Source organism: Aquicoccus sp. (assembly GCF_041686535.1).
GTDB lineage: Bacteria > Pseudomonadota > Alphaproteobacteria > Rhodobacterales > Rhodobacteraceae > Aquicoccus.
Map to the genome: position 1 here is coordinate 1 of NZ_JAWLDS010000135.1, position 5,659 is coordinate 5,659.

General features: G+C 61.9%; 4 protein-coding genes. 1 reads left to right on the forward strand and 3 read right to left on the reverse strand.

Annotated features, from left to right (window positions below; all coding sequences use genetic code 11):
• Both ACESL9_RS16575 and ACESL9_RS16580 read right to left on the reverse strand, forming a co-directional pair.
• The coding region (locus tag ACESL9_RS16575; RefSeq protein WP_372675237.1) for a pre-peptidase C-terminal domain-containing protein at positions 1–449 on the reverse strand (449 nt) is incomplete at its 3' end.
• A 2-nt stretch (positions 450–451) separates the two neighbouring features.
• A complete protein-coding gene (locus ACESL9_RS16580) occupies positions 452–889 on the reverse strand; it encodes a hypothetical protein (protein WP_372675238.1) in 438 nt (145 codons plus the stop codon).
• A 544-nt stretch (positions 890–1,433) separates the two neighbouring features.
• On the opposite strand from ACESL9_RS16580, the gene ACESL9_RS16585 reads away from it, so the two are divergent.
• Positions 1,434–4,082 carry a hypothetical protein gene (locus ACESL9_RS16585; RefSeq protein ID WP_372675239.1) on the forward strand — a complete coding sequence of 883 codons (2,649 nt, stop codon included), beginning with the start codon at positions 1,434–1,436 and terminating at the stop codon, positions 4,080–4,082.
• 36 nt (positions 4,083–4,118) lie between these two features.
• On the opposite strand, the gene ACESL9_RS16590 is transcribed toward ACESL9_RS16585, so the two are convergent.
• Positions 4,119–5,543 (reverse strand): mannose-1-phosphate guanylyltransferase/mannose-6-phosphate isomerase, encoded by a 1,425-nt coding sequence (locus ACESL9_RS16590; protein WP_372675240.1) that lies wholly within the window; start codon positions 5,541–5,543, stop codon positions 4,119–4,121.
• Positions 5,544–5,659: the final 116 nt, after the last annotated feature.

Genomic DNA, 5,659 nt, shown 5'->3' on the forward strand with positions numbered 1-5,659 from the left:
GTTGCGACGGGCGCGGATTCGGCTTCGGTGGCGCTCAGTTCGTAAGTGCCGGTCTCGGAGTCGAATGCGTCGGCTTCGATGTAGTATGTGCCAGATTCATTTGCCGTGTATGTCAGCGAAACGCTGTTAGTTCCAAAGCCGTCTTCCTGCGAAAGCCAGTTACCCGAGCTGTCATATAGCCCAACGAAAGGATTGTTCAGAGACCCGCCGCCGGAGCCCCCTTGCAGGTCTATCGTGTAGGTATTCCCTGCCGTCAGGTTGATCGCGACCCAGTCTTCGTCATTGGTGTCTGCGATAGTCCCCTCGAAGGTATCACCGACGGACATCGTGTAGGTGGTCGATGTGTTGTCCGCAGCATCGACAGTCTCGGTGAAAGTCGCATTCATTGGCTCGATGTAGTTATGAATGGCTGGGTCCGAAGGCGTCGCCATCGTGCAGATGATACACATGGTCAGTTTTTCTCTTCTGGCTGAGGGTTGGTATTCGTCGCGTCACGCAGCAATGCGCCGACCTCCGGCGCGCTTTTCAGGAGCGCATCGGCAAAGGCCTTGAGCTTGCGAGGAGATGCGGATGCCATGCTGGCATCGAAGGAATGGCTGGCACCGTCGATCTGCTCGCCCTGCGGGCCTTTGCGGGCGCTCAGATGCGCCTCCTGCGGCCCGTCTATCGTCAGGGTGATGGAGACTTCCGTGTCGCCATTCGGCTCTGTCTGGTCAGCTGGCACGCGGCGGATGACGCTTCTTTTCGAGTTCTCCGCAAGCGTCTGGATGAATTGCTGACAGAACATTTCCGCCGCCTGCACGGGAAGGCCATCGGGTGCAGGTGCGCAATGGAGGCGAATCACCGATCGCTCGATGCTGGAAGCCATGCTCTGGTCAGGCTGATTCATCAAAAGCACCCCAAGTAGCAAAAAGCAAAATCTAACATTCCTTGCAGTAGGAGCTATCAATCTTGATCTCCGTCCACCGAAAGTTTGCAACAATGAATCATGGTCCACGAAGAATCCGGCAAAAAAAAGGTCATGATTTGTTCTTTGGTGGAAAGCGAAGGCGGTATTATGAATATGAGAAAGAATATCATCATCGGGGCACATGTCGACCGCATTTTGTCGAGGGAAAAACCATCAAAGGCATGTTCCAGTTGCGCGCTCTGCCTTCAAGCATAGCTCGCCCTGCTCCCTTTTGGATCAACCCGGCGGCCACAGACGCCTTGGACTTGAGCGCAGAAGTTGGAGATCAATTTGAACACGGGTTTTCTGCGTAGCGTGTCAAACCGTGCATCGAGCCAATAGCTTTTCAAATACTTCGAAAACCTGAGCCAAAAGCCAGCGTCGGGCCGCATTCTTGATCCGAATGCCGCCGCCTGCACGCGGTGAAACGGCACTGTATCTCGAAAAGGGCCTGCTGTTCGCGCCCTTGCAGATGGAGTGCGCAATGCCGCGTGTCACGTTCACCGGCCAGGGGGCCATTACAATCGGTGATCCAGACCTGTTGGTCGGGCTGACTGATCTTGCGATCGGCTGGGTGAATGGCTCGCCGGTGCTCTACGCGGTCAGCCGAGGTGGGGGCATCCTCGGCCGCTTCACTCTGGGAGATGGAGACGATCGGGCCATCCTGCAGGACAGCTGGGAGATTCCCGACGCGTTGCTGGAGGTTGAGAGCACCGACATCGCGCTGGTCGAGGGACCGGGCGGCGCATCGCACGTATTGCTGGCGGGGCTGGGCGACGATGACCTGGCGGGACGTCTTGAAACCGGAAGCGGGCTGGGCGATGCGACGTCTTTCGACGCCGGATCATTCGACCTCGGCCAGATCAGCGAGATCGCCATGACAGACAGCGGCGACAGCGCAGTCGCCACCTTGCGGGGCGGCGGCGTTGTCCAGCTCGAGTTCGGCTCGGGCGGGCTGGTCACGGCGAGCCCGGCTCTCGACCTTGGTGATCTCGCCGCGCTGGAGGCAAGCGGGATCACGTGGTTCAGCGCCTTCGGTATCCCGCATGTTGCGGTGAGCTTTGCCGGGTCGGACCGGATCGCCCTTTTGCGTGACAATGGACTGGGTCAGCTTACCCATGTGAACACTGTTTCGCCGGAAGACGGCGCTTGGGTGAACAGCCCCGGCGCCGTGGCGAGCGTGACGGGTAGCGACGGCGTGTCCTATGTCATCGTGGCCGCCTCGGGGAGTTCCTCGCTCACGGTGCTCGCCGTGGAGGATCACGGCCTTGTGCCCGTCGATCACCTTCTCGACACGCGCGAGACGCGCTTCGAGGACGCTGATCATCTGTCGGTGATCGAGCTGGCGGGGCAGCCCTATGTGGTGGCCGCAGGCAGCGATCAGGGTGTGACCGTGCTTGCGCTTCTGCCGGGTGGTCAACTGATGGAGGTCGCCACTCTGGAGGCCAGCACCGACACGCCGATCAATGGCCTTACGGGGCTCGAAACCGTGGTTGTCGGCGATACGGCCCGGATATTCCTGACGACGGATTCCGCGCCCTACCTGGTGGAGCTCGCCTTCTCTCTCGACGCCTCGGGCGTGACCCGCACCGGCGCGGCGGGGGACGATGCGCTGACGGGCACCGACGGCGACGACATCCTCTCGGGCGGCGCGGGCGCCGATACGCTTTCGGGCGGCGATGGCCATGACGTGCTCGTCGATGGATCGGGGCTCGACAGGCTCACGGGCGGCGCGGGCGCGGACAGGTTCGTTCTGGTGGCCGACGGGGCGCTGGACATCATCGAGGATTTTCAGCGCGGCATCGACTGTATCGTGCTGAGCGCGCCGAGCCTTCTGTTCGGTGAAGAGGATATAGAGCTGCTGAGCCGAAGCTGGGGTGCCGAGGTTCGCATCGGTTCCGAGGTGCTCCGGGTCTACAGTTCCGACGGCGATCCGCTGACATGGGACGATTTCGCCGCTGGTGGCCTTGAGCTGAGTCCGAACATCTCGACGACTCTCGACGACTATGCCTTCGAGACGGGATACGGCCCGGAAGAAGGCAGCGCGCTGGAGGCGACGCAGGTCTTCTCGAAGCCGGCCTTCGAAGTGCCCGTCCTGGCGGAGCCGACCATCGTGGCGGGCGATGTGAACCTCCAAACTGGCGGGCCCGGCAATGATGACCTGACCGGCGACACAGGGTTTGACCAGCTGGTGGGAGGCGGCGGTAACGATACATTGTCCGGGCGAGGCGGGGACGACATCCTGATCGGCGGGGTCGGTTTCGATACCCTGCTGGGCGGTGACGGGGATGATTCCATATCGGGCGGCGACCATGCCGACCTGGTCCATGGCGGTAGCGGACACGACGTGATCACGGGCGGCGCGGGGTTCGATAACCTCTATGGTGATGGCGGCAACGACAGCATCTGGGGCGGCGACGCGCCCGACCGTATCTGGGGCGGTGACGGGGACGACTGGATCAGCGCCGGAAATAATCACGGCTACAGTGTCGACCGTGTTGATGGAGGCGCCGGCGATGATACCATCATGGGTGACGGAGGAAGCGATATACTGAATGGCGGGCCTGGAGACGATCTTATTGATGGGGGTTATCAAGACGACAGCCTCTACGGCGGTTCCGGCGCGGATACGCTGATCGGGAATCTCGGCTCTGACCGGCTCTTTGGCGGCAGTGGCAATGATGTTCTCTACGGTGGAGACGGCTCCGACAGCCTTTACGGCCAGCAAGGAGACGATCGGATGTGGGGTGGTACCGGGGATGACCGGGTCTTCGGAGGAACAGGCAATGACTATATCGTCGGAGAAGACGGCGACGATACTCTGCATGGAAACTCTGGCTTCGACACGCTTATCGGAGGGGCGGGCGACGACATGCTCTACGGAGACTTAAACGCCGACCGTTTCGTCTTCGCGGACGGACATGGCCATGACACGGTGATGGATTTCGAGGCCGACAGTATCTACGAGGTTCTGGACCTGAGTGGGATCAGCTGGTTCACAGCGACATCCGATGTCATGGCGGCATCCGAGCAGGTGGGTTCGGATGTGCACATCACCACAGGTCCGGACAGTTCGATCACGCTTGCCGGGGTTGATCTTGCCGATCTGGATGGCACGGATTTCTTGTTCTAGGGCTGTCCGAAGAGCGGGGCACAAGTTCGCCCGGGATCACTCGCCTTCGGAGCGCTCGTAAATGTCCTTGTAGCGGATGATGTCGTCTTCTCCCAGGTAGGCCCCGGTTTGAATCTCGATCAGGACGACCGGAAGTATGCCCGGGTTTTCCAATCGGTGCGTTGCTCCGAGCGGGACATAGACCGATTGGTTCTCTGTGACCAGATGTTCCGTGTCGTCGATCGTCACCTTGGCGGTTCCTTGCACGACGACCCAGTGTTCCGAGCGGTGCCTGTGGCTTTGGAGGCTCAGGGCCGCGCCGGGCTTGACCTGGATGCGTTTGACCTGGAAGCGTTCGCCGATCGCGAGGCTTTCGAACCAGCCCCAGGGGCGATGGTCCTTCGGGAACTCCGTGGCCTGGCGCGTGTTCGCCGAGGACAGGGCCCCCACGGCATCCTTGACCCTCTGGGCCTGGGAGGCATGCGCCACCAGGACGGCGTCGGGCATGGCGACGGCGATGATGTCGCGCAGCCCGATCCCCACCAGCGAAAGCTGATCATCCTCGGAGCGCAGGAGCGTGTTCTCGCAGTCAAGCGCCGTCGCATCGCCCGAAAGCGCCACGCCCGTTTCGTCACGCGGGCTTTCGCGCCAGACGGCATCCCAGCCGCCGAGGTCGGACCAGCCGTGCGGAAACGGCACGACAGACAGGTTTCCGGCGCGCTCCATGACGGCGAAATCGAGGGAGATATTCTCCGCATCGGACCAGGGCTCCGGCGCAAGACGCAGGAAACCAAGGTCGGGCGTGGCGGCTTCGAGCGCGTCTCGAACCGGTGTCATGAGGTGAGGCGCATTGGCCTCGAAGGCGGCCAGGATGTCCCGCGCTCGAAAGAGGAAAATGCCGCTGTTCCAGAGATACCGCTTGTCGGCCAGCATCTCCTCGGCGCGGGCCAGATCCGGCTTTTCAACGAAGCACGACAGGGGCACCGGCGCTTCGCCCTGCGGCGGCTCGTGCAGTTCGAGGTAACCATAGCCTGTCTCTGCGTAGGTCGGGGTAATGCCGAAGGTCACGAGCCGGCCTTCACGGGCGATGGGCACGCCCGCTGCCACCGCTGCCGCGAAGGCTTCTGTGTCGCGGATCGCGTGATCCGAGGGTGAGACGAGCATCAGAGCGTCAGGATCGTCTTGCGCGACATGCAGCGCGGCGGCCAGCACGGCAGGGGCGGTGTTTCGCCCTTCAGGCTCCAGAAGGATGACGCTCGGGTCGATCCCGGCGGCCATCAGTTGTTCGGCGACGACGAAGCGGAAATCCGACGCGGTGATCACGACGGGTGCGTTGTAGCGCGCGCCCGAAAGCCGCGATGCCGATGCCTGGAACAGGGTCTGATCGCCCAGAAGATGCGCGAATTGCTTGGGGTAGGATTTGCGGCTCAGCGGCCACAGGCGCGTGCCGGATCCGCCGCACAGAAGCACCGGTGTGATCATGGGCTCTCCTCTCTCTCGCGCCGGAATATTCCATATCTAGTCGCAAAACGCCTGGGCGAACAGGGCATTGTTGAGGCTGCTGCAGACATTGCCTAGCGTCCGAGGATCGGCGCGAT